Below are 25,668 nucleotides of genomic sequence, written 5' to 3' on the forward strand. Positions count from 1 at the left end.
CCCATAGCCTGAATGAGCGCGTTATTTATTGAGGCGCTTTTCGATGGCGTCCATCAGCATCCCGGTGATGGAAATCGGGAAGGCGGCTTCGATTTCACGTACGCAGGTTGGGCTGGTGACGTTAATTTCCGTCAGGCGATCGCCGATGATATCCAGGCCGACGAAGATTAAGCCTTTGGCCTTCAGCGTCGGGCCTACGCGGCGGGCGATAGCCCAGTCGCTTTCGGTCAGGGGGCGCGCTTCGCCACGGCCGCCGGCGGCGAGGTTGCCGCGAGTTTCGCCACCCTGCGGAATACGGGCCAGGCAGTAAGGAACCGGCTCGCCGTCCACGACCAGTACGCGCTTATCGCCGTCTTTAATGGCCGGCAGATAGTTCTGCGCCATGCAGTAGCGGCTGCCCAGCTCGGTCAGGGTCTCGGTAATCACGCCGAGGTTAGGGTCACCCTCTTTCACGCGGAAAATGGAGGTACCGCCCATGCCGTCCAGCGGCTTGAGGATGACATCGCCGTGCTTTTCCCAGAAGGCTTTCAGCTGAGCTTTATTGCGGGTGACCAGCGTTTCCGGCGTCAGCTCGGAGAACCAGGCGGTAAACAGCTTTTCGTTACAGTCGCGCAGGCTCTGCGGCTTATTGACGATAAGCGTGCCTTTCTCTTCGGCGCGTTCGAGGATGTAGGTCGCATAGATAAACTCGGTATCAAACGGCGGATCTTTACGCATCAGAATGACGTCCAGGTCCGCCAGAGGCAGATCCTGCTCGCCGTTGAACTCGTACCATTTGTCGTAGTTCTGCTCGACGCTCAGCTTGCGCGTACGGGCGCGGGCTTCACCGTTGATTAAGTACAGATCGTTCATCTCCATATAGTGGAGTTCATAGCCGCGACGCTGCCCTTCCAGCAACATAGCGAAGCTGGTGTCTTTCTTGATGTTGATGGTTGCGATGGGGTCCATCACGATGCCGAGCTTAATCATTGTTCTTCTCCGTTAACGCTTCAACCTAAGTCGCCAAAACGCACCTGCAGGGCGGTAATGGCAGTGAGCGCAGTTGTCTCTGTACGCAGAACGCGCGGTCCCAACAGGATATCAGTAAACTGGTAGCGAGCGGTCATCGCTATCTCTTCTGCCGAAAGCCCGCCTTCCGGACCGATCAGCAGTCGGATACGTTCGACCGGCAGCGGCAGCGTATTGATGCTGGCGCTGGCGCGAGGGTGTAAATTGAGCTTCAGGCCCTCGTCCTGCTCCGCGCACCAGGCTTCGAGCTGCATTGCCGGGCGGATCTCCGGCACCACGTTGCGGCCGCTTTGCTCGCAGGCGGCAATGGCGATTTTCTGCCACTGCTGAATCTTCTTGTGCAAACGTTCGGCGTCCAGTTTAACGCCACAGCGTTCGGAAAACAGTGGCGTTATGAGGCTTACGCCAAGTTCGATCGATTTCTGGATGGTGAATTCCATTTTTTCGCCGCGTGACATCACCTGGCCTAAATGGATATGCAGAGGGGATTCGCGGTTATCGATTTTGCCGCTCTGTACTTCAACCAGCACATGTTTCTTACCTGCCTCGACAATGACCGCCTCGAAGACCTGATTGCTGCCGTCAAAAAGCTCGATTGCCTGGCCTTTACCCATCCGTAAAACGCGACCGACATGGTTGGCCGCGTCGTCGGAGAGGGCTATCTGGCTACCCGTAGTGATGCGTTCCGGGTGATGGATGCGAGGGATGCGCATGCTTGATATTCCGTTCTTCGCGCAGATATTGTCTTCCCTCATTAAAGAGGGAAGCGTGAAGCTGCAAATTAACAATTGCCGCTAGTGTAGGTTAGCTCTTTTGCGCCTGGCAAGCCTGCAGGACGTAAGGATTATGGTTGCCCTGAACTTTTGCAATACGCGCGTCGCGTTCGCATTCCCAGCGTGTTACCGGGTACAGCTTATTCCAGGCGGTAAACAGCTGGGTTTGCTGGCGGGAAAGATTAAGCTGGTAGCGGTCGCGCATATAGAAGTAGGTGCGGGCAATCGCGCCCCGGGCGCGAGCCGGCGGCTCGGCAACTTTATCTTTAAAATCAACCTTCATCGCGCACTGGCCGTACTGGCCTTCGCCACCGTTCCACTGGCTGTACATAAAGTTGGCGCGATCGCCGTTGACCTCGCCAACCGCCGGCTGCAGGTTATGCATGTCGCTTTCCATCTTGCGATAGACCGGGTCTTTGGCGCAGTTTTTCCGCCCGCCGTCCTGCCAGCATTGAAGCTGGTGACCAAACAGCCAGGCCGGAACCACGTGTTCCCACTCTACCCGGCTGGCGCGGTTCTCATTTTTACGCACTTTATAGCCGCATGATTCCAGATCGATAACGCCCTTTTTCCCCTGCCAGTTGATTTTACAGCCGCAGTAGAAATCGCCGGGGACGTCGGCGTTGACCTTGACGCCAGCGGCTTTGGCCTGAGAAAAACTGTTGATTCCCTCCGCAGCAAGCGGGGCACACGCCGCCACGCTAAGAAACGCGGCAGCAAAAATATAAATACGGGACATCGTTAACTCCGTGTCAAAACGAGCCCGCAACGTAACGAATGTGATTGCCTGATGCAATCAGTCAGATCAGAAAATTTCCAGTTATTTCCGGAGATTACTTTTCCGCCACCAGCACGTCGCCGCAGCGCACGCAGCGATAGGTGGCCTCACCGCGCATCACGCGATTGTGGCGGCGAACGGTAAGCTGATGCTGCTGACACTGGCAGCGGTAGGGGAAGGTATTTTTACGGACAGAATCGAGTTCGAAACGATGAGTACGCAGCGCCGGTACGCCCAGTACGCTCTCCATCATCCATTTCCACTCTTTTCCGTGCGGCGCCACGCGGCCAAAGTGTTTCCATACCAGCAGATGGGCCAGCTCGTGCGGCACGACTTCGTCGATAAAAGCCTGCTGGTTTTCCAGCAGCAGCACCGGGTTAAGGCGAATTTCGTTTTTCTCCAGCCAGGCGGTACCGGCGGAGGTTCCCCGCTGCTGATAAACCAGCACCGGTTCAGGGTAATGTCGTCCCAGCTTGAGGTTCGCTTTGGCAAGATTTTCCCGCAGGCTGCGCATAACGGCCTGTTGAAGGGCAATGGGAATTCGGGGTGTTTTCATAGCGCCAGAGGATAGTGCGGCGGGATGAGGAGAGCAAGAAGAAGCTTCCTCCCGGAGGGGAGGAAGCGTGTATCGTACTAGTCGCGCGCGCCGATTTCGCGCAGTTTACGGCCTTTCATCAGATTACGTTCAATATGTTCCAGCGAAACGTTTTTGGTTTCCGGGATCAACCACAGAGTCAGGAAGATGAACAGGATGTTAAGGCCGCCATAGACCCAGAAGGTGTTGGCGCTGCCCAGCGAGTTCAGCATCGTCAGGAAGGTCGCGCCGACGATCATGTTGGCAATCCAGTTGGTCGCCGTTGAGCAGGTGATACCGAAATCACGCCCTTTCAGCGGCTGGATTTCGGAGCACAGCACCCAAATCAGCGGGCCGGCGCTCATCGCAAAACCCACGATGAACATCAGCAGCATCAGGACGGCAAAGTACTGCGCCGTGGCGGAGTGGATGCCGATATGCATCATGCTGCCCAGCACGCCCATGCCGAGTGCCATGACGATAAAGCCGAGGATCAGCGTCGGTTTACGGCCCCAGCGGTCAACCAGTCCGATGGCGATAAAGGTCGCCAGAACGTTGGTCAGACCGACGATGACGGTCCCCCACATCTGTTCGGTGGTGTTGGCATAGCCCGCCAGTTCAAAAATCTTCGGCGCGTAGTACATGATGACGTTCATACCGGTGAACTGTTGCATCACCTGCAGCAGGACGCCGAGGAACACCGCGCGGCGGAAGTTGCTGTTTTCTTTGAACAGCGACCAGCCGGACTGTTTTACCTTCAGGCTTTCGCGGATCTCATCCAGCTCGCGTTTCGCTTCAGCGCTGGTGTCGCGCAGGCGCAGCAGAACGCGTTCGGCATCGACAAAGCGGCGCTTAGCGGCAAACCAGCGCGGGCTGTCCGGCAGGAAAACTACGCCAATCAGCAGCAGCACCGCCGGGATAATGATCACCCCGAGCATCCAGCGCCAGGCGCCGCTGTAGCTGAAAGCGGTATCCGAAAGATACGCCCCGAGAATACCAATGGTGATCATCAGCTGGTACATCGAAATCATGCTGCCGCGAATTTTTTCCGGCGCAATTTCCGACAAATACAGCGGAGCCGTGTAGGAAGCGACGCCAACGGCGAGGCCGAGCAGCACGCGAGAAATGAGCAGGACTTCCACATTCGGGGCGGCGGCGGAGAACAGGGAACCGGCAACGAACAGGATGGCGCCAATCATCAGGCTTTTTTTACGCCCGAGTTTGAAGGAGAGCCAGCCGCTGCCGACCGCGCCGACCGCGGCGCCGAACATCATGGAGCTTACTACCCATTCCTGCGTATGAGCGCTTATCTGGAACTCGTTGGCAATAAAGGGTAAGGCACCCGCAATAACACCAATATCCAGGCCAAATAGCAGGCCTGCCAGTGCGGCGAGGAAGCAGACAAAGAACGTCATCGTCTTGTTTGAACGCCCTTGTTTTTTGTTGTCAGGCATAACGCCCTCCGGTTGAGTTATTGATTCTGTCGAGGCATAGGGTAGGTAAATGCGTAGTAAAAAAATGTGATAATAATCACGCTGGTGTAATCGGTTACACTATCGTAAAGAAAGGTAATCACATTTAATTTATTTAAATCAGCATTTTAATAAAGTTTAGCTCAAGAAATTTAAAGCGCTAATCAGAGTTTGCTGAAATATTGTGTAACAAAGCCAAGGGTTATTACATTTTTCGCGCACGTCGAGGAAAAGGATGTTGCACATGGGATGTAATCGCTTCCATAGGAAGCTTTGCAAAGGGCTGGATGCAGAGGCTGCGGTTATACGGTTGAAAATAAAAAGGCCAGCGCGAGGCTGGCCTTAAGAGCGAGAAGAGCAGGGGCTTATTTCAGGCCGGCCGCTTCGCGCAGCTGAGCTGCTTTGTCGGTTTTTTCCCAAGGGAAATGTTCGCGACCAAAGTGACCGTAAGCCGCCGTCTCTTTGTAGATCGGGTGCAGCAGGTCAAGCATCTGGATCAGGCCATACGGACGCAGGTCGAAGAACTCACGAACCAGTAGCGTCAGCTGCTCGGACGATACTTTTTCGGTACCGAAGGTTTCAACCATAATCGAGGTCGGCTCTGCGACGCCGATGGCGTAGGAAACCTGAATTTCGCAACGATCGGCCAGACCGGCGGCAACGATGTTTTTCGCCACATAGCGCGCCGCGTAGGCCGCAGAACGGTCGACTTTAGACGGATCTTTACCGGAGAACGCGCCGCCGCCGTGGCGAGCCATGCCGCCGTAGGTATCAACGATGATTTTACGCCCGGTCAGGCCGCAGTCGCCCATCGGGCCGCCGATAACAAAACGGCCGGTTGGGTTGATAAAGAATTTGGTCGCGCTGTTCAGCCACTCGGTCGGCAGCACCGGTTTGATGATCTCTTCCATGACCGCTTCCTGCAGCGATTTCTGATCGATGCTTTCGGCGTGCTGTGTGGAGAGAACGACTGCATCAATACCGACAACTTTGCCGTCGTCGTACTGGAACGTCACCTGGCTTTTTGCGTCCGGGCGCAGCCACGGCAGGGTGCCGTTTTTGCGTACTTCAGCCTGACGCTGCACCAGACGGTGAGCGTAGGTGATCGGCGCAGGCATCAGCACATCGGTTTCGTTAGTCGCATAGCCAAACATCAGGCCCTGGTCGCCCGCGCCCTGCTCCAGCGGATCGGCGCGGTCAACGCCCTGGTTGATGTCCGGAGACTGTTTACCGATAGCGCTCAGCACCGCGCAGGAGTTGGCGTCAAAGCCCATATCGGAATGCACGTAGCCAATTTCACGGACCGTATTGCGGGTGATCTCTTCGATATCAACCCAGGCGCTGGTAGTGATTTCGCCACCCACCAGAACCATGCCGGTTTTGACGTAGGTTTCACATGCTACGCGCGCTTTTGGATCCTGTTCAAGGATCGCATCCAGCACGGCGTCGGAGATTTGGTCAGCAATTTTGTCGGGATGCCCTTCGGATACGGACTCTGACGTAAAGAGGTGTTTTGCCATGTTTTATTTCACCTGTGGACGATTCGGGTAGCTCATACTGTTGTGTAGAATGGCTTTGACGGATGACTCTACCAAAGCTTGCAGGTAGTGACACGAGCAGTCTGAGTGTTAATCAGTATAGATGGATTAACTTCTGGACGGCTATTTTAGGGCAGTTCTTGACCCCATTTCCAGCCTTTTTTGATATTCGTCGCATTTATAGAAAAAGGGCGGTGGCAATTTTTCCTGACAATGCCCGGCAACGCGCATATTTTTATTTTGCTTTTTACCCCGCTTATCGGTATAAAACGCCGCGCGCGGCTCATTAAAACAGCGCACGAGCACTCACCTCGTGACGCCACTTCCAGCCGGGTTAAGCAGTCTGTATTGACAGAGTCCCGCAGCGGCTTTTTTGCTGGCTGTCCGGATCCTATAGCTTTGGCTTGTCGCTGGCCCGTACCGGGGCAGTGTGGAGGTGATACCAGATAATGAACCCACGTTTTTCGCCTGACTCGTCGCGTCGTTCCGTCGCGCGTCACTATTCCTCAATCCGCATCTCTCTCATGCAAACCAGCCGATGTTCTACCCATCTCGGCGCTTCTCAGGATTCCAGGGCCGGCAGGCTACAGGAAAACTGAACAAGGGCGCTCTTGCGATAGCAAGGGTTTTCTCGTGGTTTCTCCGGACTGTCATACTCCGTTCGGGTACGTGTTTTACGATGATATGAATAAGAAACCGGTCGCTCAGCCGCAAGTCCAGCACTATCTACTGGGATTTCGGACTGTTTATGGGTTGTTATCGCTTCTTCGGATTGCGATAGTAGTCAACTGTTTTACACTTGTTACTAAAATTTGAGGTTCGCTATGTCTGACGACATGTCTTTATCTTCGCCTTCGTCAGCAGGCGATCACGGTGTACTACGTTCCATGCAGGAGGTTGCGATGAGCTCCCAGGAAGCCAGCAAGATGCTACGTACTTACAATATTGCCTGGTGGGGTAATAACTACTACGACGTTAACGAACTGGGCCATATCAGCGTCTGCCCGGATCCTGACGTTCCGGAAGCGCGCGTTGACCTTGCCGAGCTGGTGAAAGCGCGTGAAGCTCAGGGGCAGCGCCTGCCTGCACTGTTCTGCTTCCCGCAGATTTTGCAGCACCGCCTGCGTTCGATTAACGCCGCCTTTAAACGGGCGCGTGAGTCTTATGGCTATAACGGTGACTACTTTCTGGTTTATCCCATCAAGGTTAACCAGCATCGCCGCGTGATTGAATCGCTGATCCACTCCGGCGAACCGCTGGGTCTGGAAGCCGGCTCGAAGGCCGAGCTGATGGCGGTACTGGCGCACGCCGGCATGACCCGCAGCGTGATTGTTTGTAACGGTTATAAAGACCGTGAATATATCCGCCTGGCGCTGGTGGGTGAAAAGATGGGCCATAAGGTCTATCTGGTCATTGAGAAAATGTCGGAAATCGCCATCGTGCTGGAAGAAGCCGAACGGCTGAACGTGGTGCCGCGTCTTGGCGTGCGTGCGCGTCTGGCTTCGCAGGGCTCTGGCAAGTGGCAGTCCTCCGGCGGCGAAAAATCCAAATTCGGCCTCGCGGCGACCCAAGTTCTGCAGCTGGTTGAAATTCTGCGCGCTGCAGGGCATCTCGACAGCCTGCAGCTGCTGCACTTCCACCTTGGCTCGCAGATGGCCAATATTCGCGATATCGCCACCGGCGTGCGTGAATCGGCGCGTTTCTACGTCGAGCTGCATAAGCTGGGCGTGAATATTCAGTGCTTCGACGTTGGCGGCGGTCTCGGCGTTGACTATGAAGGGACCCGTTCGCAGTCCGACTGCTCGGTGAACTATGGCCTGAACGAATACGCCAACAACATTATCTGGGCAATTGGCGATGCCTGTGAAGAGAACGGTCTGCCGCATCCGACGGTGATTACCGAATCCGGCCGTGCGGTCACCGCGCACCACACCGTACTGGTATCCAACATCATCGGCGTTGAGCGTAACGAATATACCGAGGCGACCCCGCCCGCGGAAGATGCCGCGCGTCCGCTGCAAAGCATGTGGGAAACCTGGCTGGAGATGCAGGAAACCGGCAACCGCCGCTCGCTGCGCGAATGGCTGCACGATAGCCAGATGGATCTGCACGATATTCATATCGGCTACTCCTCCGGCACCTTTAATCTTCAGGAACGCGCCTGGGCCGAGCAGCTGTATCTGAATATGTGCCATGAAGTGCAGAAACAGCTCGATCCCAGCAACCGCGCGCATCGCCCGATAATCGATGAGCTGCAGGAGCGTATGGCGGATAAGATTTACGTCAACTTCTCTCTGTTCCAGTCGATGCCGGATGCATGGGGTATCGATCAGCTATTCCCGGTGATGCCGCTGGAAGGGTTGAACAAGGTACCGGAACGCCGCGCGGTGCTGCTGGATATCACCTGCGACTCCGACGGCGCAATTGACCACTACGTCGATGGCGATGGCATTGCGACCACCATGCCGATGCCGGAATACGATCCGGAAAATCCGCCGATGCTGGGCTTCTTCATGGTAGGCGCCTACCAGGAGATTCTGGGCAATATGCACAACCTGTTCGGCGATACGGAAGCCGTAGACGTGTTTGTCTTCCCTGACGGCAGCGTCGAAGTGGAGCTGTCGGATGAGGGGGACACCGTCGCGGATATGCTGCAGTACGTCCAGCTGGATCCGAACACGCTGCTGACGCAGTTCCGCGATCAGGTGAAAAAGACCGATCTCGACGCTGACCTGCAGCAGCAGTTCCTTGAAGAGTTCGAAGCGGGTTTATACGGCTACACTTATCTGGAAGACGAGTGATATACGTCCTCTCCGTAGCGGAGAGGGAAGAGAGAGGGGAAGGCTCATTACGCCATTCGCCAGACTCACTTGAACACGTAGACATTTGCGGCGATAATTCGCCCAATTAAGCAGCAAACTTATTCAAACCCTTCCTCGTCGGGCCTAACGACGCGGAGGGGTTTTTTTATATTTGTATTTCAATACAACGACTGTAAAAGAGGTCATAACCATGAGCACCTTAGGTCATCAATACGATAACTCCCTGGTATCCAACGCATTTGGCTTTCTGCGTCTACCGATGAATTTTATGCCGTACGACAGCGATGCGGACTGGGTCATCACCGGCGTACCGTTTGATATGGCGACCTCCGGACGCGCGGGCGGGCGTCATGGCCCGGCGGCGATCCGTCAGGTGTCGACTAACCTTGCGTGGGAGCATAACCGTTTCCCGTGGAACTTTGATATGCGCGAGCGGCTGAACGTCGTGGACTGCGGCGATCTGGTTTACGCTTTCGGCGATGCGCGTGAAATGAGTGAAAAGCTGCAGGCGCACGCGGAAAAACTGCTGGCGGCAGGTAAGCGCATGCTTTCATTCGGCGGCGACCACTTTGTGACGCTACCGCTGCTGCGCGCTCATGCTAAGCACTTCGGCAAAATGGCGCTGGTGCATTTCGATGCCCACACCGATACCTACGCCAACGGCTGCGAATTTGACCACGGCACCATGTTCTATACCGCGCCGAACGAAGGCCTGATCGACCCGCACCATTCAGTGCAGATCGGCATTCGCACCGAGTTTGATAAGGACAACGGGTTTACCGTGCTGGATGCGGGTCAGGTTAACGACCGCAGCGTCGACGACGTGATCGCTCAGGTGAAACAGATCGTCGGCGATATGCCGGTATACCTGACCTTTGATATCGACTGCCTGGATCCGGCGTTTGCGCCGGGCACCGGTACACCGGTGATCGGCGGACTGACCTCCGATCGCGCGATCAAACTGGTGCGCGGCCTCAAGGATCTGAACATCGTCGGTATGGACGTGGTGGAAGTCGCTCCGGCCTATGACCAGTCCGAAATCACCGCCCTGGCGGCGGCGACGCTGGCGCTGGAAATGCTCTACATTCAGGCGGCGAAAAAAGGCGAATAAGCCTCAGACGCTGACTGCTGCTGCGCGACGCATGCGCAGCAGCAGCATGCCTCCGGCGCAAAGCGTTATCAGCTGCGATACTACCAGCACCGAGAATCCTGAGCTTACCGATCCCGCCGATTTCATGACCATTCCCATCAGCAGCGGGATAAACGCCGCGCAGATATTACCGATGCCATTAATAATGCCATAGGCGCTGCCTACCGCTTCGCGCGGCGCATGATGCTGCACGACCGCCGGGATCGCCGCGCCCTGCAGCCCCCAGAAAACGTTCGCCGCCAGCATAAACAGCGCCAGCATCGCCTGCTGGTGGCTGAGCATCAGCGCCAGTACCGACAGAGCGGTCAGCAGGCCGCCGATAATAAACAGCACCGGCGCCTGCTCCGGGCGCATTTTATCGAGAAGTACCCCTCCGAGAAATTTTGAACCCAGGCTCAGCAGAAACGGAACCGCCGCCAGCAGGCCGGTAGCCTGTAGCGAGAAGTGATGCTCGTCGCGCAGCCAGGCCGGCAGCCAGGCGCTGCTGCCCCATAGATAGCTGAGGGTGGCGATCTCCACCAGCAGGATCCAGCCCAGCAGCGGCGTGCGCCAGGCGAGGGTCAAGGTTGTAATCATACCGGGCCTGGCGCGGCGTTCATTGACGACTGGAGCAGGTAAAAAGCGCCAGACTAAGCCGCCGCCGAGCAGCAGGTTGAGCAGCGCCAGGGCGTAAAACGATCCCATCCAGCCGACGTGCGCCATCAGCCAGGTGACCAGCGGAAAGCCAGCCGCCAGCCCGAGCGAAACGCCGAGAGCGGTCACGGCGTTAGGTTTACCGACCTCATCGGCGGCGAAGCTATCGCTGATAAAGCGGGTTTTCAGCGAGAATAACGGCCCCTCGGCAACGCCGAGAACGATGCGCGCGATTAACATGCCCAGCAGGGAGCCCAGCAGCGGAGAAACCGCGCAAACCAGCGCCCATATCGCTACGCCGCTTAACAGCCCCTGGCGATAGTTGAGCTTACTTTCTATAAGGGGAGTTAATATTAAAGCCGATAAACCATAACCAAGAAGAAAGCATGTCATCAGCATGCCTTGTAACATTCTGTTTTCATTTAAATGAAAGTGAGCGGCAAATTCGGGGTTCAGAATCATCACTGAGATATTTACCCGATCGACGTAAGAAATAATTATTAACAAAAGTAATGCGATAGTACCTTGCCATCTTGCCGCCATGATTTACCTCTTTTTAAATTTAATACATTTTGGTTATTATTTTTTTGACGCCAGAAATAATCACTTAACTAAAATGGTTCACCTATGAAACTCATTGTTTATTAAGGTTTAATTTTCTTTTTGTTTCATATGTGAAACACCGCAAGCTCCCTTCCTGTTCATTTTTAACGATCTTCATGAAAAGAAGTCAATAGCGCATTTTGTTTCTGAAGAGATAGCGTTTTTTATAATGAAAGGGCGCTTTAAATATCATCATTTCATCTGGCTGCTTTTTTTCGTGATCAATTCCACAGTTAGCTAATTAAAAAGCCATTCATTAACAATTTGGTCACATTGCTGCTTGACGAAAGATACATCGCTTTTATATTGACCGTATTAAATAAGAAACAGAGTTTCATATATGAAACAAAGCCCGGAGGAATGCGATGAGCTGGATTGGCGTGTGTGACGCGGAGCAAGTACAGGAAGATTTCCCCTATAGCGGCAGTATCGACGGTAAAGAAATCGGTATCTATCTGATTGATGGCGAATATTACGCGCTGGAAGACGTTTGTCCCCATGCGTATGCGCTGCTGAGCCAGGGCTTTGTCGAAGATGGCAAGGTGGAGTGCCCGCTGCATGAAGCGGTATTCGACGTCAAAACCGGCCAGTGTCTGCACGGCCCCGGCGGGCGCAACCTGCATCGCTACCCGGTGCGGGTATACGACAAGCAGATCCAGATTTCTTTTATCGAGGAGAACGTGGCATGAGCGAAACCCTGGACTTTAACCCGGCGCTGCCGGAAAGCCGTCAGTTTACGCCGCCGGTGGAAGGCGGAAACGGCAACATTCACAAACCCGGCGACTACACCAATCTGATCTGGCAAACCCGCAGCCGGGTGCCGGAAAGCTGGGAGCTACAGCTTATCGCCACCCTCGAGACGCTCTTTGAACAGGGCGCAGAAAGCCTCGGTGAGCTGGTGAACGGCCTGAACGGCGTCAGAATGCACGACCAGCAGGGGGAACCGTGGAGCGAGAGCAGCTTCCAGGCATTTCTGCAGGTAAACGGATACTGAGGACACAGCGATGACAACAACGGTACAAAACTATCTTGATAAAGGATTACGCGGCCTGTGGTATCCGGTGCTGGCGAGCTGGGAAGTGCAGTCGGCGCCGGTGGGGATTACCCGCCTCGGCGAACAGATTGTGGTCTGGCGCAATAAAGATGGCCAGGTGCAGGCGCTGGAAGACCGCTGCCCGCATCGCGGCGCGCGCCTGTCGATGGGCTGGAACCTGGGCGATCGCATTGCCTGCTGGTATCACGGCGTGGAAGTGGCCGGTAACGGCGAAGTGAAAGACGTCCCGGCGGTTGACCGCTGCCCGCTGGTGGGTCAGCAGTGCGTTCGCAGCTACAGCGTTCAGGAAGCGCATGGCGCCATTTTCCTGTGGTTTGGCGTCACCGCCGACCAGCAGCCTGATGAGCTGAGCTTTCCGGAAGAGCTGGCCAATAGCGACAAATTTAGCCACTTCCTGTGTACCGCAGCGTGGAAATGCAACTACCAGTACGCGCTGGAAAACGTGATGGACCCGATGCACGGCACCTATCTTCACTCCTCCTCGCACTCGATGGCGGAAGGCGATCGCAAAGCCGACATGGTGCTGCAGCCGACGAAAACCGGGTTTATTTTTGAGAAGAAAGGGCAGGTTGGCGTTAACTTCGACTGGGTCGAACTGGGCAGCAGCGGGGCCTACTGGATGCGCCTCTCTATTCCGTACAAAAAGCGCTTCGGGCCGGGCGGCCACTTCTGGATTGTCGGCATGGTGGTGCCGGAAGATAACGACAACTGCCGCGTCTTCTTCTGGCGCATCCGCGGCGTACAGGGCTGGCAGCGCGATCTATGGCGATTTATGTACCGCAACCGCCTGGAAAAACTGCACTGGGAAGTGCTCGAACAGGATCGCGTGGTGCTGGAAAGCCTGGCGCCGAATGCCCGCGATCGCGAATATCTTTATCAGCACGACGTCGGCCTTTCCCGCCTGCGCCGCATGATGCAGAAAGCGGCAAAAGAGCAGTTGGCGGCCCTGGAAGAGCAGCAGGGAGCCGCCTGATGAACGGTCTGTTGAACGGAAAACGTATCGTCGTCACCGGCGCGGCGCGCGGCCTGGGCTATCACTTCGCCGAAGCCTGTGCCGGGCAGGGCGCGGCGGTAGTGATGTGCGACATTCTTCGGGGCGAACTGGCGGAAAGCGCTCATCGTCTGCAGGAAAAGGGCTACTGCATTGAATCCCATGAGATCGATCTCGCCGATAGCGAGTCGATCGACCGGGTATTCAGCGCTATCGGCGAGCGGGGGGCGATCGACGGGTTAGTGAATAATGCGGCGATGGCCACCGGCGTCGGCGGGAAAAACATGCTCGATTACGATCCGGATCTGTGGGATCGGGTGATGACGGTTAACGTCAAAGGCACCTGGCTGGTGACCCGCGCGGCGGTGCCGCTGCTGCGTGAAGGGGCCGGGATCGTCAATGTCGCTTCGGATACCGCTCTGTGGGGAGCGCCGCGGCTGATGGCCTACGTGGCCAGTAAAGGTGCGGTGATCGCGATGACCCGCTCGATGGCCCGCGAACTGGGGGAGAAACGGATCCGCATAAACGCCATCGCGCCGGGGCTGACCCGCGTTGAGGCGACGGAATACGTGCCCGCGGAACGCCATCAGCTGTATGAAAACGGTCGCGCGCTCAGCGGCGCGCAGCAGCCGGAAGACGTCACCGGCAGCGTAGTCTGGCTGCTCAGCGATCTGTCGCGGTTTATCACCGGCCAGCTGATCCCGGTCAACGGCGGTTTTGTTTTTAACTAATAAGTGAGGCGGTATGGCGAACGAGCAGGAAGTGAAGTATCTGGTGCCGGGGCTTGAGCGCGGCCTGCAGCTGCTGCTGGCTTTTGGCGAACAGCATCGCGATCTGACCTTCGCCGAGCTGCACCGGCTGGTGGATATGCCGAAAGCGACCGCCTATCGCGTGGTGCAAACGCTGGAGTATATGGGCTTTCTCGAACGCAACGCGCGCACCAATACCTTTTCGCTGGGGATGAACGTGCTGCGGCTGGGCTTTGAATATATTGCCTCGCTGGATATCGCCCAGGTAGGTCAGCCGGTTATCGAGCAGTTGCGTGATGTCAGCCAGTGCAGCAGCCATCTGGCAATCCGCGATGGCCGGGACATCATCTACATCGCTCGCGTCAGCGCGGCCGGTTCGCGGATAAACCAGGTCAGCGTCGGCACCCGGCTGCCGGTGCACTGCACCTCGCTGGGCCGCATGCTGCTGACCGATGTTTCACGCAGCGAGTTTGAACAGCTGTTCCCCAACGAGCGGCTGCCGGGCAACACCCCGGGCCAGCTGCACGATCGCGAAGCGCTGTGGCAGATGGTGCAGCAGGATAAAGCCCGCGGCTATGTGATTGGCGAGTCTTTCTTTCGCCACGGCATTTCGTCGATTGTCTACCCGGTGTATGACCGCAGCGGCCGGGTGGCGGGAGTCGTTAGTATCCTGGTGCCCTCCGATGAGATCCCGCAAAGCGATCGCGAGCGGCTGCAGAACGACGTCAGCCTGGCGGCGGACAAAATTTCCGGTTTCCTGGGATATTTGTCTCAGGCAAGTTAAATCAAACACTTAACGGCAGGCGCTTGAGTGCGTCGGGCATGTTTTACGCCCAAATTCGGGCGACTGAACGGTAAAGAGGCGACGAAAAATGAGTATTACCGGAATTGAAAAGCTGGAATTTGGCGTAGATGACCTGAACCATAGCGCCAAATTTATGCACGATTTTGGCCTGGCTGGCGACGCCAGCGGCCGCGTGTTCACCACCCTCAGCGGCGCGCGCATTGAGCTTAACCCTTTGGAGGCTGCCGACCTGCCGCCGGCTTTTGAAACCGGCAATACGCTGCGCCGTATGACCTGGGGCGTAGCGGACCAGGCGGCGCTGGAAGCGCTGCGTCCAAAGCTGGAACGTCAGCCTGGCTTCCGCAGGGTCGACGGCGCGCTGGAGTGCCTCGACCCGAACGGCATGACGCTGCGAGTGCAGGTCAGCCAGCAAAAGGCGGTGGAGCTGAACGTCGAGCCAATTAATCAGTGGGGCGATATTCGTCGTATCGACACGCCGAGTCCGGTTTACGACCACGCGCAGCCGATCAACGTCGGCCACGTGGTGTTCTTCGTTGAAGAGCTGGCGGCGGTCGAAAGCTTCTATCGCGAGGTGCTCGGCTTCCAGGTGTCAGACCGCTACATTAACCGCGCGGTCTTCCTGCGCTGCGGCGCGCGCGGTGGCCATCACAACCTCTTCCTGCTGCAGCTGCCGAACCGTAAGCGCGGGCTGAATCATGTTGCTTTCACCGTCCGCGATATTCACGAGGTGATCGGCGGCGGCATCGCGATGAACAAAAATGCCTGGAGCACTTTCATCGGCCCCGGTCGCCACCCGGTCTCCTCGGCCTACTTCTGGTACGTCAACAGCCCCACCGGCGGCGCCTTCGAGTACTACACCAACGATGATTATCTGACGGAAAACTGGCAGCCGCGCGAACTGGAGCACTCGTTGGTCTCCTTTACCGAGTGGGCGGTGGAAGGCGGAATCGACCACGATACCCGCCGCCAGCAGAAAAAAACGGAGGCGGTATGACGGCGCGGATCGTGATAGTCGGCGGCGGCCAGGCGGGCGGCTGGGCGGCGAAAACGCTGCGCGACCAGGGCTTCGGGGGCGAGATTTGCGTAGTGGCGGAAGAGGAATGGGATTTCTATGAACGGCCGCCGCTGTCCAAAGCCGCGTTGCTGGATACCGATGCGCAGCTACCGCGCTTGTTTTCGCACGAGGCGCAGCAGGCGCTGAACCTGACCTGGTACCGTCCGCTGCGTGCAGAGCGGATTGACCGACTAGCTAAAACGGTGATTTTAAGCAACGGCGAACGCCTGAGTTACAACGTCCTTTTAATCGCCACCGGGGGGCGAGCGCGTCTACCGGACGAGTCGTGGGCGGCGCATCCCCAGGTTTATACCCTGCGTCACTGGCAGGATGCGCAGCGTCTGAAAAGTCGTCTGGCGGCAAGTCAAAAACTGGCGATAGTCGGCGGCGGCTGGATTGGCCTTGAGATTGCCGCTTCGGCGCGCAAATGCGGCGTGGCCGTAACCCTTTATGAGCAGCAGCCAGCATTGTGCATGCGTTCGGTGAGCGCGGAAGTTTCGCAGGCGCTGGCGCAGATGCACCGCGAGCAGGGTGTCGATATTCGCTGCGGCTGCGGCGCGCTGGAGCTGGAAGAGGATAACGCTCTGCCAACGCTGCACTGCGACGGCCGGCGGGAAACCTTCGATGCGGTGGTGGTGGGGATCGGGGTCGATCTTAATCTCGAACTGGCGCGCGACGCGGGGCTGAAAACCGAGCGCGGGATCGTTGTGGATAGCCAGGGGCGAACGTCGGATCCGTTCATCTTTGCTGCCGGGGATGTGGCGCAGCATCATCACTACGGCCTGTGCATCCAGTCCTGGGCCTTCGCCCAGAATCAGGCGGTGGCGACGGCAAAAGCGATGCTCAACCCCGATGCGCCAGGCTACGACGACGCGCCGTGGCTGTGGTCGGATCAATATCAGCACAATATCCAGATCCTCGGTATTCCGCAGCCGGGCAGCAGAACGATAGCGCGTGAAGATTCGCTGTACTTCTCGCTGGACGAAAACGGGCGGCTGACGCAGCTGGTGGCGTTTAATGATGCGCGCACCGTCAAGCTGGCGAAGCGCTGGATGGCGGCGGGGAGGGATCTTTCCGATGTCCCGCTCGCCGACCCGGCTTTTTCACTGATGTCGTTGCGATAGCTAACCCGCACCCTTAAGGGGGAGAAATGACCACATTAGAGACTAACGCCGCGCCTGCTGAGGCGAGCGGCGAGGGCATCCGCACGCCTGAAAAAGCGGTTCGCTGGGCCATTCCGCTGTCGCTGCTGGCCTGCGTACTGCTGGCGTTCTTCGACAAAATCAGCATCGCCGCGCTGTTTTCCGATAGCCACTTCCAGCAGGCGATGGGGATCGATTTCGACACCACCCGTCTGGGCATACTGATGAGCGCTTTCCTGCTGAGCTATGGATTCTCTTCGGTGCTGCTAAGCGGCCTGGGCGACCGTATTGCGCCGCTGCGCCTGCTTACCGGAATGATGGCGGTGTGGTGCGTTTTGATGCTGGTGATGGGCTTTACCCATAACTATACGCTGATGGTGACGCTGCGAATTTTGCTGGGTATCGCCGAAGGGCCGCTGTTCCCGCTGGCGTTTGCTATCGTGCGCCATACCTTTCCCCAGCATTTGCAGGCGCGCGCCACCATGCTCTGGCTGCTCGGGACGCCGGTCGGCGCGGCGATTGGCTTCCCGCTATCGATTTGGCTGCTCAACACCTTCGGCTGGCAGAGCACCTTCTTTGTAATGGCGATGCTGACGGTACCGGTACTGATTTTTGTGCGCATCGGGCTGCGCGGCATCACGCTGGAGGCAAAAGCCAGCGGCGGGCAAACGTCGCAGGAGGCACGCCGCAGCGCGCGCCGCGAGCTGTTTGTCAGCCCGCACTTCTGGATGATCTGCATCTTCAACATCGCCTTTCTCGCCTATCTGTGGGGCATCAACGGCTGGCTGCCCGGCTACCTGATTAAGGGTAAAGGCATTCATCTCGAACACGCCGGCTGGCTGTCGTCGATGCCGTTTATCGCCATGCTGCTCGGCGAAATCATCGGCGCCTGGCTGTCTGACCGCGTCGATAAGCGCGCCGCCGCCTGCTTTATTTCCCTGGCGGGCGCAGGCATTGGCCTGGCGGCGGTGATGCATTTCACCACCCCGCTGCCGGTGATTGCGGCGATGAGCTTTAGCACCTTTATGTGGGGGACCGGCGCACCGAATATTTTTGCGCTGCTGGCCAAGGCAACCCATCCGCGAGTCAGCGCCACGGCGGGCGGGATTTTCAACGGGCTGGGAAACTTTGCCGGGGCGCTATCGCCGGCGGTGATGGGCGCGCTGATCGCCTTCACCCACAGCATGGATTCCGGGCTGATTTTTCTGGCGGTGATGGCGGCGGTGGGCTGCGTCCTGTTACTGCCGCTGCTAAGACGTTACTGAGGATAAAACGATGACTGATTCAACCGTAACTGCAAAACCGAGTCTCAAACCTGAACATCTGACGATGGAGGAGTGGGTCGAGTCGCGTATCGCGCGCTTTGAAGGCCGTAAATACGACTGGAATGCGCTGAAGTTCCAGGCAGATTTTGACCCGAAATATCGTCGCGCGCAGATGCGCTACATCGGCACCGGCGCGACCGGCGTCGCCAGCGATAGCAATACCGTCCAGGCGGAACACTTTACCTTCTCCACCATGGTACTGCCGTCCAGGTGCGAAGGCCCGCTGCACCTGCATGATGATGTGGAAGAGGTGTTCTTCATGCTCAAAGGGCAGATCACCCTGATGATTCAGGATGGCGACAACTACACCGAGACCGTTCTGCGCGAACGCGATCTGATTTCTGTTCCTGCCGGGATTTATCGCGGGCTATTCAACCACGGCGAGGAAGAAGCGCTGATGTGCGTGATGCTCGGTACGCCAAAGCCGCATATTCCGACCTACCCGGAAGATCATCCGCTGTCGAAAGTGAAGCGTAGCTAAGGGGGGATGATGACGGGTTTTCGTGAACAAGGAAGCGGTACGCCGCTGACGCTGCTGCACGGCATCAGTTCCGGCGCGGCCTCCTGGCATAAACAGATGGCGCTTCCCGGCTACCGCGTGCTGGCCTGGGATATGCCCGGTTATGGCGAAAGCCCGATGCTTGCGACGGCGAGGGCGGATGCCGGCGCCTACGCCGATGCGCTGGCGCGGATGCTTGACCGCGCCGGGGTGCAGAAAACCGTTCTGGTTGGCCATTCGCTGGGCGCGCTGGTCGCCGCCGCTTTCGCCGCCAGATATCCCCAGCGCGTGCGGTATCTGGTGCTGGCCGACGTCGCCCAGGGCTACGGCCAGGCGGAGGCCGCGCAGCGGGAAAAAATCTGGCAGGGGCGTCAGCAGCAAATGGCTCTGGGCGGCGAGGCGATGGCCGAGGGGCGGGCGGCGAAGCTGCTGCGCGCCGGCGCGCGCGAAGCCGATGTGGCGACGGTCGCGGCAGGCATGCGCAGGCTGCGCAGTGAAGGCTATCTCGCCGCCGCCTGGATGCTGGCGCACGACGACATCCACCGCTGGCTTGCCGGGTATCGCGGCCGCTTCGCCGTGTGGTGCGGCGAGCAGGATGCCATCACCCAGCCCGAGCTGGTGCAGGGGGTGGCGCTACGCTACGGCATGCCGTATCTCGCCATCCCGCAGGCCGGGCACGCCAGCTATCTCGATAACGCTACGTTTTTTAACCAACAGCTTTTACGCATAGGGGAAGAGGTGCGCGATGAATGCACAAATTGAAGGACGCGTCGCGGTGGTCACCGGCGGCTCGTCAGGGATTGGCTTCGAAACGCTGCGCCTGCTATTGGGCGAAGGGGCGAAAGTCGCCTTTTGCGGCCGCAACCCGGACCGGCTGGCCAGCGCTCACGCGGCGCTGTTAAACGAATATCCCGCAGGAGACGTGTTTTCCTGGCGCTGCGACGTTCTGAACGAACAAGAGGTTCAGGCCTTTGCAGATGCGGTCGGGGCCCACTTTGGCGGCGCTGACATGCTGATAAACAATGCTGGCCAGGGCTATGTCGCCCATTTCGCCGATACGCCGCGCGAGGCCTGGCTGCACGAAGCCGAACTGAAGCTGTTCGGGGTGATTAATCCGGTCAGGGCGTTCCAGCCGCAGCTTGAACGGTCGGACATCGCTTCAATTACCTGCGTGAACTCGCTGCTGGCGCTGCAGCCGGAAGAGCACATGATCGCCACCTCAGCCGCCCGCGCCGCGCTGCTTAATATGACGCTGACCCTGTCGAAGGATCTGATTGGCAAAGGGATTCGCGTCAATTCCATTCTGCTGGGCATGGTCGAATCCGGGCAGTGGCAGCGCCGTTTTGCAGACCGCAGCGATAAGAGCCAGAGCTGGCCAGAGTGGACCGCCGACATCGCCCGTAAGCGCGGGATCCCGATGGCGCGGCTTGGCAAACCACAGGAACCGGCGCAGGCGCTGCTGTTTCTCGCTTCGCCGCTGGCTTCGTTTACCACCGGCGCGGCGCTGGATGTGTCCGGCGGCTTTTGCCGTCACCTGTAAGGAAAGATGATGAAAAAGGTGATGTTAATCGGCTATGGCGCGATGGCGCAGGCGGTCATTGAGCGGTTACCGCCGCAGGTGTCGCTGGGCTGGATCGTGGCTCGCGAGCCGCATCATGCGGCGATCCGCCAGCAGTTTGCCGGGGCGGTTACGCCGCTGAGCGATCCGCAGCAGTGCGATCGGACGCCGGATCTGGTGCTTGAATGCGCCAGCCAGCAGGCGGTAGCGCAGTACGCCGAGGCGGTGCTGGCCCGCGGCTGGCATCTGGCGGTGATCTCCACCGGCGCGCTGGCGGATAGCGAACTGGAACAGCGCCTTCGCCAGGCGGGCGGCAAGCTCACGCTGCTGGCGGGCGCGATAGCCGGTATTGATGGCCTGGCGGCGGCGAAAGAGGGCGGCCTTGAGCGCGTCACCTATCAGTCGCGTAAAAGTCCGGCCAGCTGGCGCGGCAGCTACGCTGAGCAGCTTATCGATCTCAGCGCGGTACATGAAACGCGCATTTTCTTTGAAGGCAGCGCCCGCGAAGCGGCGCGGCTGTTTCCGGCGAATGCCAACGTGGCGGCGACCGTGGCGCTGGGCGGTATTGGTCTCGATGCCACCCGGGTGCAGCTGATGGTGGATCCGACGACCCAACGCAACACCCATACGCTGCACGCCGAAGGACTGTTCGGCGAGTTTCACCTGGAGCTGAGCGGTCTGCCGCTCGCCAGCAATCCCAAAACGTCGACCCTGGCGGCACTGAGCGCGGTACGCGCCTGCTGCGAACTGACATAACGCAGAGAGGCTGAGATGGACGAGTTAGACATTTTTATCGGCGGTCAGTGGCGGCGCGGCGGCGGCAACCTGATGCACAGCCGCTTTCCGGCGGATGGATCGCTTAACGCTTCATTATATGCGGCCAGCCTGGACGACCTGCAGGAGGCGATCGACTGCGCCGATCGCGCATGGCTGGAACCGACGTGGCGGACCATGCTGCCGCATCAGCGGGCAAAGATCCTGCATAACGTCGCCGATCTGATTGAAGCGCAAATTGACGAGTTAACCCGTAAACAGAGCCGCGACAACGGTAAACCGCTGGCGGAAGCGCGGGGCCTGGTCATGAGCGCGGCGGGCACCGCGCGCTATTTTGCCGCCGCCTGCGAACTGCTGGAAGGCGAGCTGCCGACGCCGCGTCAGGCGGATCTGCTGACCTTGAGCCGCTATGAACCGCTGGGCGTAGTGGCGGCGATTACGCCGTGGAACTCGCCCATCGCCAGCGAAATGCAGAAGGTGGCTCCGGCCATCGCCGCCGGTAACGCGGTGATCCTCAAGCCGGCGGAAGCGACGCCGCTGATGGCGCTGGAGCTGGCGAAGATTTTTGCACAGGCCGGATTACCTCCCGGGCTGCTGAGCGTTCTGCCCGGAAAAGGCTCGGTCATTGGCGATGCGCTGGCTCGCCATCCTAAGGTGCGCAAAATTTCCTTTACCGGCGGTACCGCTACCGGGCGGCATCTGGCGCACGTGGCGGCGGAAAAGCTGATCCCGGCGTCGCTGGAGCTGGGCGGAAAATCGCCAACTATTGTGCTGGAAGATGCCGACATCGAACAGGCGGCGCGGGGCATCTGCTACGGCATATTCAGCTCCGGCGGCCAGGCCTGTATCGCCGGATCGCGTCTGTTCATTGATGAAAAAGTCTATCCGCAATTAATGGCCCGCCTGCTGGAATTAACCCGAGGGCTGCGGGTGGGCCACCCGTTTAGCGGGGATACCCACGTCGGACCGCTGATTAACGATAAGCATCGTCAGAGCGTGCTGGAGTATGTCGAGCTGGCGAAGCGCGAAGGCGGTAGCGTGCTGTGCGGCGGCGAGATCCCGGCGGATCCGGCGCTGGCGGCGGGCAGCTACTTCCTGCCGACGATCGTCGAGGGACTCAACAACCGGGCTCGCGTCTGTCAGGAAGAGATCTTTGGGCCGGTATTGGTGGCGATGCGCTTTCGCGACGAAGCGGCGCTGATCCGCGAGGCCAATGATTCGGTGTTCGGGCTGGCCGCGGGGATCTGGACGCGCGATACCGGCCGCGCCCTGCGCCTGAGCGAACAGCTGGAGGCCGGTACGGTGTGGATCAACACCTACAAGGTTTTCTCTATTTCCACCCCGTTTGGGGGATTTAAAGAGAGCGGTCTGGGCCGCGAAAAAGGTATCCAGGGCCTGAAGGCCTGGATGCAGCAGAAGAGTATTTATCTGGCGACGGGTAATAGCGTCAACCACTGGTGTGATTGAGAGAAGGGTGAGCAATGAGTGAAATGATAACCGTCGGCGACGCCATCGCCAGAACGCTGGAGCAGTATCACGTTGAAGCCATATATGGCGTCATTTCTATTCACAATCTGCCGATCGCCGATGCCGTCGGCCAGCGGGAAAAAATCCGCTTCGTCCCGGCGCGCGGGGAGGCGGGATCGGTGACCATGGCCGACGCCCACGGGCGTTTTTCCGGGCTCGGCGTGGCGCTGACCAGCACCGGCGCCGGGGCGGGCAACGCCGTCGGCGCGTTGGTTGAGGCAATGAACGCCGGCACGCCGCTGCTGCACCTGACCGGTCAGGTCGAAAAGGCCTGGCTGGATGCCGACACCGGGTTTATTCACGAAACCCGCGATCAGCTGACCTTCCTGAAAGCCAGCTCAAAGCGCGCATACCGTATCAGTAACGCCAATCAGGCGGTAGCGCTCCTGCATAAAGCGATTCAGGATGCGCAAACGCCGCCGTGCGGTCCGGTCTCGGTTGAAATTCCGATCGATATTCAAAGCGTGAAAATTCCGCTTTCGCTGCTGACCGCGCCGCTGAAAACGCCACCGGTGGCGGAAGCTGAAGAGGCAATGGTTGATGCGCTGTGGGCGCAGCTTAAGCAGGCGAAGCGGCCGCTGCTGTGGCTCGGCGGCGGCGCTTTAGAGAGCTGCGAGGCGGTGAAGACGCTGGCCGATGCCGGGATGACGGTGATTTCCAGCACCCATGGCCGCGGTATTCTGCCGGATAGCCACCGCGCCAGCCTGCGCGCATTTCACAATTCCCCATCGGTTGAAGCGTTGATTTCACAATGTGATTTCACACTTGTCGCTGGTTCACGTCTGCGCAGTAACGAAACGCGCTCATGGACGCTGGAACTGCCCGCGCCGCGGGTACAGATTGATATCGACCCGGCGGCGGCCAGCCGTAACTATCTGATGGACAATACGCTGGTGGCGGACTGCAGCGCGTTTTTAGACGCGCTGGCGGAACGAGCGCAGGGGCGAATATGGGGCGACGCGCGCTGGGATAGCCAAATAAAAGAAGCGGTGGCGATGGCGGAGCAGGGGCTGCGCGAACAGTGCGGTGATTACGCCAGATTAAATGACGCTATCGCGCAGGCGCTGCCGGAGAACGGTATCCTGGTTCGCGATATTACCGTGTCCGGCAGCCTGTGGGGGAGCCGCCTGTTTCGCGCCCACGGTCCGCTGATGAATATTCATTCTCTGGCCGGTGCTATCGGTATGGGGCTGCCGATGGCGATCGGCACCGCAATTGCTAATCCGCAGCGTAAAGTGGTGGGGCTGGTCGGCGACGGCGGACTGAGCCTGAACCTCGGCGAGCTGGCGACGTTGGCACAGGAGAAGGCTAACGTGACGCTGCTGATTATGAATGACGGCGGCTACGGCGTGATGCGCGGTATTCAGGATAAGTACTTTGGCGGCCGCCAGTATTATAACGAGCTGCATACGCCGGACTTTACGCTGCTGGCGCAGGCCATCGGTCTGCAGGCCTGGAGCGTCGATCGGGCGGATGATTTCCAGGCGGTGATGACTGAAGCGCTGGCGATGCCGGGGCCGTCGGTGGTGGAAGTGAAGATGGGCCAGATCGGCGCGCTGCGTTTTGCCGGGCCGCCGCAAAAGACGCTGTACTAATCTGCCGGCGAGCCCGCATGCCGCCTCCGGGGAAAACGCCCGGCTAGAGGGCCCAAACCCTCTCCTTACCGGGAGAGGGGGGACTCCGCAAGGCGTTCCTCTTCACTATAAACAGTGAGAGTCCGCCGGGGCTTACTTAATCCCGTCGGCCTTCATGCGATCGCGGATATGCTGAGCGCGTTCTTCCGATGCCGGGTGGTCATCAAACATTGAGCTTTGGCGTCCGGCTTCCAGCTTCGCCAGTTTTTCGAAGCTGGTCGCGAGGCCCGCAGGATTAATTCCGCGTTTGCGCAGCAGATCGTACGAGTAGTCATCCGCCTCGGACTCCTGACGCTGGGAGAACTGTGAGTTCACCAGCTTCTCGCCAAGATCGCCCAGCTGCGACTGCGACAGGCTGCCGACGATACCGCCAGCGGAGGCCGCCGCCGCGCGTACCGCGTTGGTGCCTAATGCCACCTGCATGCCTTTCTTCACATGGCCCAGCGCGACGTGACCCATTTCGTGGCCGATAACCGCTTCGACTTCATTATCATTCATCAAATCCATCAGTCCGCTGTAAACGCGGATACAGCCGTTAGCCATGGCGAAGGCGTTAACGTCCTTGGTCTGGTACACCTTATAGTTCACCGGCTGGCCGTTGATGTTGTCCCCCAGCGCGGCGGCGATTTTACTCAGACGTTTGCTGTATTCACTGCTGGCAGGCGCGATAGTCGCTTTCGCATCCATCTCCTGACAGGCTTTGTCGCTTAGGGCTTTGACCTGCTCATCGCTGAGTGAATAAGCCTGGAAAGCTTCTGCGCCGGAGCTAAGCAGACCATTGGAGTCCATGTTCTGACATCCGGTAAGCGTTGCTGCGATCCCAAGGGCAAGAAGAGCTGAGCGAATTTTCATTTTTTTATCATCCACAATCTTATGGTTCTTTATCCGAAAAAACGGCGATAGCTGACCTGCCGTATCCTGTGCAAATTATAAATACTATATGAGAATGCGGGCGAGAGGATTACGCCGTAGCACAACGTGTTCCAGAGATTTCTTAAACGGCAAAAGGATGCTCCATGTACATGCTTTGCCGCTTAGGTTACATTGTTCACACTTTTTTCCGGCGTAGCCCAAAACGCGCTGTCGTCAAGTCGCTGCGGGCATGGCCTTCATTATCCGATCTGGAGTCAAAATGTCCTCACGTAAAGAGCTTGCTAACGCTATTCGTGCGCTGAGCATGGACGCAGTACAGAAAGCCAAATCCG

The 25,668-nt window shown here is 58.3% G+C and carries 26 protein-coding genes; 18 read left to right on the top strand and 8 right to left on the bottom strand.

Annotation, left to right across the window (positions count from 1 at the left end; genetic code table 11):
• Positions 1-21: 21 nt before the first annotated feature.
• The 6 genes from gshB to metK form a co-directional block, all read right to left on the bottom strand.
• Complete coding sequence (gene gshB / locus HMPREF3178_RS14335; protein WP_004105704.1) at positions 22-969, bottom strand: glutathione synthase; 948 nt, start codon at positions 967-969, stop codon at positions 22-24.
• Between the two features lie 20 nt (positions 970-989).
• Complete coding sequence (rsmE, locus tag HMPREF3178_RS14340; RefSeq protein ID WP_004115377.1) at positions 990-1,721, bottom strand: 16S rRNA (uracil(1498)-N(3))-methyltransferase; 732 nt, start codon at positions 1,719-1,721, stop codon at positions 990-992.
• A gap of 91 nt (positions 1,722-1,812) precedes the next feature.
• Positions 1,813-2,520 (bottom strand): deoxyribonuclease I, encoded by a 708-nt coding sequence (gene endA, locus HMPREF3178_RS14345; protein ID WP_004105700.1) that lies wholly within the window; start codon positions 2,518-2,520, stop codon positions 1,813-1,815.
• A gap of 94 nt (positions 2,521-2,614) precedes the next feature.
• On the bottom strand, positions 2,615-3,115 hold the full coding sequence (locus tag HMPREF3178_RS14350) for a SprT family zinc-dependent metalloprotease (RefSeq protein WP_024274713.1): 501 nt from the start codon (positions 3,113-3,115) through the stop codon (positions 2,615-2,617).
• A gap of 77 nt (positions 3,116-3,192) precedes the next feature.
• Complete coding sequence (locus HMPREF3178_RS14355) at positions 3,193-4,587, bottom strand: sugar porter family MFS transporter (protein WP_004105696.1); 1,395 nt, start codon at positions 4,585-4,587, stop codon at positions 3,193-3,195.
• 383 nt (positions 4,588-4,970) lie between these two features.
• A complete protein-coding gene (gene metK / locus HMPREF3178_RS14360; protein ID WP_004105695.1) occupies positions 4,971-6,125 on the bottom strand; it encodes a methionine adenosyltransferase in 1,155 nt (384 codons plus the stop codon).
• 702 nt (positions 6,126-6,827) lie between these two features.
• On the opposite strand from metK, the gene yqgB reads away from it, so the two are divergent.
• The 3 genes from yqgB (at position 6,828) to speB (ending at position 10,076) form a co-directional block, all read left to right on the top strand.
• A complete protein-coding gene (gene yqgB, locus HMPREF3178_RS29945; protein WP_127472328.1) occupies positions 6,828-6,959 on the top strand; it encodes an acid stress response protein YqgB in 132 nt (43 codons plus the stop codon).
• 8 nt (positions 6,960-6,967) lie between these two features.
• A complete protein-coding gene (speA, locus tag HMPREF3178_RS14365) occupies positions 6,968-8,944 on the top strand; it encodes a biosynthetic arginine decarboxylase (RefSeq protein ID WP_004105692.1) in 1,977 nt (658 codons plus the stop codon).
• A 211-nt stretch (positions 8,945-9,155) separates the two neighbouring features.
• Entirely contained in the window at positions 9,156-10,076 is a 921-nt protein-coding gene (gene speB / locus HMPREF3178_RS14370; protein WP_004105690.1) for an agmatinase, read from the top strand.
• A gap of 3 nt (positions 10,077-10,079) precedes the next feature.
• On the opposite strand, the gene HMPREF3178_RS14375 is transcribed toward speB, so the two are convergent.
• Positions 10,080-11,291: an MFS transporter gene (locus tag HMPREF3178_RS14375; RefSeq protein WP_029496781.1), complete on the bottom strand. Its 1,212-nt coding sequence runs from the start codon at positions 11,289-11,291 to the stop codon at positions 10,080-10,082.
• A 425-nt stretch (positions 11,292-11,716) separates the two neighbouring features.
• On the opposite strand from HMPREF3178_RS14375, the gene HMPREF3178_RS14380 reads away from it, so the two are divergent.
• From HMPREF3178_RS14380 to HMPREF3178_RS14445, 14 genes are all read left to right on the top strand, one after another.
• Positions 11,717-12,040, top strand: a complete 324-nt coding sequence (locus tag HMPREF3178_RS14380) for a Rieske (2Fe-2S) protein (protein ID WP_004105687.1) — start codon at positions 11,717-11,719, stop codon at positions 12,038-12,040.
• Positions 12,037-12,345 carry a recombinase-like helix-turn-helix domain-containing protein gene (locus HMPREF3178_RS14385; protein WP_017145434.1) on the top strand — a complete coding sequence of 103 codons (309 nt, stop codon included), beginning with the start codon at positions 12,037-12,039 and terminating at the stop codon, positions 12,343-12,345. The genes HMPREF3178_RS14380 and HMPREF3178_RS14385 overlap by 4 nt, the downstream gene beginning before the upstream one ends.
• A 10-nt stretch (positions 12,346-12,355) precedes the next feature.
• Complete coding sequence (locus HMPREF3178_RS14390; RefSeq protein WP_004115357.1) at positions 12,356-13,378, top strand: aromatic ring-hydroxylating oxygenase subunit alpha; 1,023 nt, start codon at positions 12,356-12,358, stop codon at positions 13,376-13,378.
• Positions 13,378-14,127 carry an SDR family oxidoreductase gene (locus tag HMPREF3178_RS14395; protein ID WP_016807911.1) on the top strand — a complete coding sequence of 250 codons (750 nt, stop codon included), beginning with the start codon at positions 13,378-13,380 and terminating at the stop codon, positions 14,125-14,127. The genes HMPREF3178_RS14390 and HMPREF3178_RS14395 overlap by 1 nt, the downstream gene beginning before the upstream one ends.
• Before the next feature lie 13 nt (positions 14,128-14,140).
• Positions 14,141-14,929, top strand: coding sequence for an IclR family transcriptional regulator (locus tag HMPREF3178_RS14400; RefSeq protein WP_004105673.1), 789 nt, complete (start codon positions 14,141-14,143; stop codon positions 14,927-14,929).
• 88 nt (positions 14,930-15,017) lie between these two features.
• Positions 15,018-15,944, top strand: coding sequence for a VOC family protein (locus HMPREF3178_RS14405; RefSeq protein ID WP_016807910.1), 927 nt, complete (start codon positions 15,018-15,020; stop codon positions 15,942-15,944).
• Positions 15,941-17,128: an NAD(P)/FAD-dependent oxidoreductase gene (locus HMPREF3178_RS14410; RefSeq protein ID WP_016807909.1), complete on the top strand. Its 1,188-nt coding sequence runs from the start codon at positions 15,941-15,943 to the stop codon at positions 17,126-17,128. The genes HMPREF3178_RS14405 and HMPREF3178_RS14410 overlap by 4 nt, the downstream gene beginning before the upstream one ends.
• 26 nt (positions 17,129-17,154) lie before the next feature.
• Positions 17,155-18,411 carry an MFS transporter gene (locus tag HMPREF3178_RS14415; RefSeq protein WP_016807908.1) on the top strand — a complete coding sequence of 419 codons (1,257 nt, stop codon included), beginning with the start codon at positions 17,155-17,157 and terminating at the stop codon, positions 18,409-18,411.
• A gap of 10 nt (positions 18,412-18,421) precedes the next feature.
• Positions 18,422-18,952: a cupin domain-containing protein gene (locus tag HMPREF3178_RS14420; protein WP_004105665.1), complete on the top strand. Its 531-nt coding sequence runs from the start codon at positions 18,422-18,424 to the stop codon at positions 18,950-18,952.
• 9 nt (positions 18,953-18,961) lie between these two features.
• Positions 18,962-19,732 carry an alpha/beta fold hydrolase gene (locus HMPREF3178_RS14425; RefSeq protein ID WP_017145435.1) on the top strand — a complete coding sequence of 257 codons (771 nt, stop codon included), beginning with the start codon at positions 18,962-18,964 and terminating at the stop codon, positions 19,730-19,732.
• Positions 19,716-20,510, top strand: coding sequence for an SDR family oxidoreductase (locus HMPREF3178_RS14430; protein WP_004115344.1), 795 nt, complete (start codon positions 19,716-19,718; stop codon positions 20,508-20,510). Before HMPREF3178_RS14425 ends, HMPREF3178_RS14430 begins: the two co-directional genes overlap by 17 nt.
• Positions 20,511-20,519: 9 nt before the next feature.
• Positions 20,520-21,284, top strand: coding sequence for an aspartate dehydrogenase (locus HMPREF3178_RS14435; RefSeq protein WP_004115341.1), 765 nt, complete (start codon positions 20,520-20,522; stop codon positions 21,282-21,284).
• A 15-nt stretch (positions 21,285-21,299) separates the two neighbouring features.
• The gene (locus tag HMPREF3178_RS14440; RefSeq protein ID WP_017145436.1) at positions 21,300-22,769 is read left to right on the top strand and encodes an aldehyde dehydrogenase; all 1,470 of its coding nucleotides are present in this window, start codon (positions 21,300-21,302) and stop codon (positions 22,767-22,769) included.
• A 14-nt stretch (positions 22,770-22,783) separates the two neighbouring features.
• Positions 22,784-24,424 (top strand): thiamine pyrophosphate-binding protein, encoded by a 1,641-nt coding sequence (locus HMPREF3178_RS14445; protein ID WP_017145437.1) that lies wholly within the window; start codon positions 22,784-22,786, stop codon positions 24,422-24,424.
• Between the two features lie 132 nt (positions 24,425-24,556).
• Here the strand turns inward: HMPREF3178_RS14445 and HMPREF3178_RS14450 are convergent, their stop codons facing one another.
• Positions 24,557-25,315 (bottom strand): metalloprotease LoiP, encoded by a 759-nt coding sequence (locus HMPREF3178_RS14450; RefSeq protein WP_017145438.1) that lies wholly within the window; start codon positions 25,313-25,315, stop codon positions 24,557-24,559.
• Positions 25,316-25,595: 280 nt separating this feature from the next.
• Between HMPREF3178_RS14450 and HMPREF3178_RS32200 the strand changes: the two genes are divergently transcribed.
• Positions 25,596-25,668: hypothetical protein (locus tag HMPREF3178_RS32200; protein ID WP_370655577.1), on the top strand; the 73-nt coding region annotated here is incomplete at its 3' end.

The organism is Klebsiella sp. HMSC09D12, from assembly GCF_001808475.1.
Lineage (GTDB): Bacteria > Pseudomonadota > Gammaproteobacteria > Enterobacterales > Enterobacteriaceae > Klebsiella > Klebsiella oxytoca.

Excerpts from the sequence above, each read along its gene's own strand:
- gshB (WP_004105704.1), bottom strand. The coding sequence starts at position 969 with ATGATTAAGCTCGGCATCGTGATGGACCCCATCGCAACCATCAACATC.
- rsmE (WP_004115377.1), bottom strand. The coding sequence starts at position 1,721 with ATGCGCATCCCTCGCATCCATCACCCGGAACGCATCACTACGGGTAGC.
- endA (WP_004105700.1), bottom strand. The coding sequence starts at position 2,520 with ATGTCCCGTATTTATATTTTTGCTGCCGCGTTTCTTAGCGTGGCGGCG.
- HMPREF3178_RS14350 (WP_024274713.1), bottom strand. The coding sequence starts at position 3,115 with ATGAAAACACCCCGAATTCCCATTGCCCTTCAACAGGCCGTTATGCGC.
- HMPREF3178_RS14355 (WP_004105696.1), bottom strand. The coding sequence starts at position 4,587 with ATGCCTGACAACAAAAAACAAGGGCGTTCAAACAAGACGATGACGTTC.
- metK (WP_004105695.1), bottom strand. The coding sequence starts at position 6,125 with ATGGCAAAACACCTCTTTACGTCAGAGTCCGTATCCGAAGGGCATCCC.
- yqgB (WP_127472328.1), top strand. The coding sequence starts at position 6,828 with ATGAATAAGAAACCGGTCGCTCAGCCGCAAGTCCAGCACTATCTACTG.
- speA (WP_004105692.1), top strand. The coding sequence starts at position 6,968 with ATGTCTGACGACATGTCTTTATCTTCGCCTTCGTCAGCAGGCGATCAC.
- speB (WP_004105690.1), top strand. The coding sequence starts at position 9,156 with ATGAGCACCTTAGGTCATCAATACGATAACTCCCTGGTATCCAACGCA.
- HMPREF3178_RS14375 (WP_029496781.1), bottom strand. The coding sequence starts at position 11,291 with ATGGCGGCAAGATGGCAAGGTACTATCGCATTACTTTTGTTAATAATT.
- HMPREF3178_RS14380 (WP_004105687.1), top strand. The coding sequence starts at position 11,717 with ATGAGCTGGATTGGCGTGTGTGACGCGGAGCAAGTACAGGAAGATTTC.
- HMPREF3178_RS14385 (WP_017145434.1), top strand. The coding sequence starts at position 12,037 with ATGAGCGAAACCCTGGACTTTAACCCGGCGCTGCCGGAAAGCCGTCAG.
- HMPREF3178_RS14390 (WP_004115357.1), top strand. The coding sequence starts at position 12,356 with ATGACAACAACGGTACAAAACTATCTTGATAAAGGATTACGCGGCCTG.
- HMPREF3178_RS14395 (WP_016807911.1), top strand. The coding sequence starts at position 13,378 with ATGAACGGTCTGTTGAACGGAAAACGTATCGTCGTCACCGGCGCGGCG.
- HMPREF3178_RS14400 (WP_004105673.1), top strand. The coding sequence starts at position 14,141 with ATGGCGAACGAGCAGGAAGTGAAGTATCTGGTGCCGGGGCTTGAGCGC.
- HMPREF3178_RS14405 (WP_016807910.1), top strand. The coding sequence starts at position 15,018 with ATGAGTATTACCGGAATTGAAAAGCTGGAATTTGGCGTAGATGACCTG.
- HMPREF3178_RS14410 (WP_016807909.1), top strand. The coding sequence starts at position 15,941 with ATGACGGCGCGGATCGTGATAGTCGGCGGCGGCCAGGCGGGCGGCTGG.
- HMPREF3178_RS14415 (WP_016807908.1), top strand. The coding sequence starts at position 17,155 with ATGACCACATTAGAGACTAACGCCGCGCCTGCTGAGGCGAGCGGCGAG.
- HMPREF3178_RS14420 (WP_004105665.1), top strand. The coding sequence starts at position 18,422 with ATGACTGATTCAACCGTAACTGCAAAACCGAGTCTCAAACCTGAACAT.
- HMPREF3178_RS14425 (WP_017145435.1), top strand. The coding sequence starts at position 18,962 with ATGACGGGTTTTCGTGAACAAGGAAGCGGTACGCCGCTGACGCTGCTG.
- HMPREF3178_RS14430 (WP_004115344.1), top strand. The coding sequence starts at position 19,716 with ATGAATGCACAAATTGAAGGACGCGTCGCGGTGGTCACCGGCGGCTCG.
- HMPREF3178_RS14435 (WP_004115341.1), top strand. The coding sequence starts at position 20,520 with ATGAAAAAGGTGATGTTAATCGGCTATGGCGCGATGGCGCAGGCGGTC.
- HMPREF3178_RS14440 (WP_017145436.1), top strand. The coding sequence starts at position 21,300 with ATGGACGAGTTAGACATTTTTATCGGCGGTCAGTGGCGGCGCGGCGGC.
- HMPREF3178_RS14445 (WP_017145437.1), top strand. The coding sequence starts at position 22,784 with ATGAGTGAAATGATAACCGTCGGCGACGCCATCGCCAGAACGCTGGAG.
- HMPREF3178_RS14450 (WP_017145438.1), bottom strand. The coding sequence starts at position 25,315 with ATGAAAATTCGCTCAGCTCTTCTTGCCCTTGGGATCGCAGCAACGCTT.